Raw genomic sequence first — 2,044 nt, forward strand, 5'->3', positions numbered from 1 at the left:
CGAACCGGTGGAAATCCCCGCGCGGGACCAACCGAGGGAGTCGGCCATCGGCTGCAGGAACACGCCGAACGACATCAGGCCGCCCATCCCGATGCATCCCACGACAATGCCGACGGCGACGATCACCCAGCCGTAAAACAGTTTCATCCTGGACTTCCCACAACCACGAGACCGGAGAGCCACTTGCAAAACTCCGACGCACTGATGTGCGAATTTTGATATGATCAGCAACCCCCAATAGAACATCGTCTCCTTTGTCCAGCTCGTATCTCCCGCACAAGGATTCACCGGGTTTTCCGACCGTTCAGGCAAGCTGGCGGTGTCCTCGCCCTGGGATGCAAGGGCAAGGTGCGGATGCAGCCTCGCACGCCGCCGCTAGATCACCAGACGCATCAATTGCAACGCGGTGAACGTGAGCACGCCGAACATCAGATGACACATCACCTTGGCTGGCCCGCGCACCTGAACGGTCCGGCCGCCGTGGTGGTCCTTTAGCCCGGCGTTGACACGTTCGGCCGTGCTTCTTTCCCCGTAGCGAACATCTTCGGCCATGCGATGCCCGACCAGACGCTGGCGTTTGGCCTCGTCTGCCCGTTCCTGCTTCAACCCCGGTGTCGCGCGCGGATTGATGGCGATGATCGGCACATGATTGAGCCCACAACTATGTTGTCTGATGACCGCATCATCGTAGGCGGCATCCATCAGATCATACAGGTTGGTGACCCGTGCGGCGGTCAGGGTGGCGAGCGGGATGGCAACCTGACTGTCGTGTACGGAGGCAGCTGTCAGCACGCAACTGATCGGAATGGCGCCATCCGCGCTGTCGATGTGCAGTTTGTAGCCAATCCAGGAGACAAGGTTTCCCTTGGCATTGTGCTTGGTGCCAACATCGCAGTGTTGCGGCAGATCTTCCAGCATCGCCGAGACTGTCATGGCCAGTTGGCGCTCGATCCGGCGCGGCGGCTCGCTGGGGTGTGTCTGGCCTTGGCAGGGACGGCCGCGCTTGCGTTTGGCTCGTGCGAGCGGCTGCGGCGGGTCTGGTTTCACCGGTTTCTCGCGTGCCTCGATCGCGGTGCTGTCGCGCGAGATATGTCCGACCAGACGGTCCGCGTGGGTTTGCTGGATCAGCGCTTCATGCAACCGCGATGGCAAGGCGCTGGCGGCGAAGTCAGCGAAGGCACGCGAGAATGTGGCTTCGCTCGGCACCTCACCTGCGCGTTGCCAGCCGCACAGGCGGCGCAGGGTCTTGTCGGCGCGCAGGATGTCGATCAGCACAGTGGTGGTGGGGAGGTTGAACACAGCCTTGGCGATGAAGGCCCGTGCCAGGGCCGCGCGTTGGCAAGAAGGGCGGCCGATAAGTCCGTGCCCGCTTGGCAGAAGGGTCTCGATCCGAAGCAGACCCAGCACGCTGACCAGCTGCTTGTGGTGCCCACTCAGTGGGCCGCCCATCGTATCGTCAAGCCAGGGCAGAAGTTCGCCTTGAAGGCGCAGCCAGTATGTGGATAGTGTGTCCTTCAGCGACATCGCCCGTATCCCGGATTGTCTTCGTTAATACCTAGTTATTTTACAACCGTATATACTACACGAAGGGGACGAGCGTCTCGCAGAATCCATAAGGAATGATATAGAAAATCACGCTGTCAGCGTATTTTTGCAAGTGGCTCGAAAGGCTCTGTCCGCGGCACATCGAGCGCGTGCAGGTCGCCCACTCGCGATGGGTGAACCTCCAACATCAGAATGACGGGCGTGTAGTCGAAGTGCCGGTATGAAAGGTCATACCCAAGCTTGATAAGCACGGCGTTTACCTCCTGTGAGTTTCTCCATTAAACAACGCGCTGCACCTCATCACCGATACGGACTGATGAGGACGCGAAGTACTATCCGGCACGGGCTGACTGTTTAAAGTGCGTTTGCTCAGCCGGGCGGCGCGTATAACCCCGCGTTTCCGGGGCGTCTACCCGAAAATGAGCAAAAGCCAGCATTCAGCCTCTTATTTTGGCATGGGAGAGATGCAAAGAGATCGGCCAGTCGACACCAGCGGAAG

General features: G+C 59.8%; 1 protein-coding gene. It reads right to left on the minus strand.

Translation table 11 applies throughout. From position 1 onward, the window contains the following. Positions 1–375: 375 nt before the first annotated feature. Complete coding sequence (locus VGP39_RS17655) at positions 376–1,524, minus strand: transposase (protein ID WP_327569389.1); 1,149 nt, start codon at positions 1,522–1,524, stop codon at positions 376–378. Positions 1,525–2,044: the final 520 nt, after the last annotated feature.

This window comes from Bradyrhizobium sp. (assembly GCF_036009065.1).
In the GTDB taxonomy this organism is placed as follows: domain Bacteria; phylum Pseudomonadota; class Alphaproteobacteria; order Rhizobiales; family Xanthobacteraceae; genus Bradyrhizobium.

Excerpts from the sequence above, each read along its gene's own strand:
- VGP39_RS17655 (WP_327569389.1), bottom strand. The coding sequence starts at position 1,524 with ATGTCGCTGAAGGACACACTATCCACATACTGGCTGCGCCTTCAAGGC.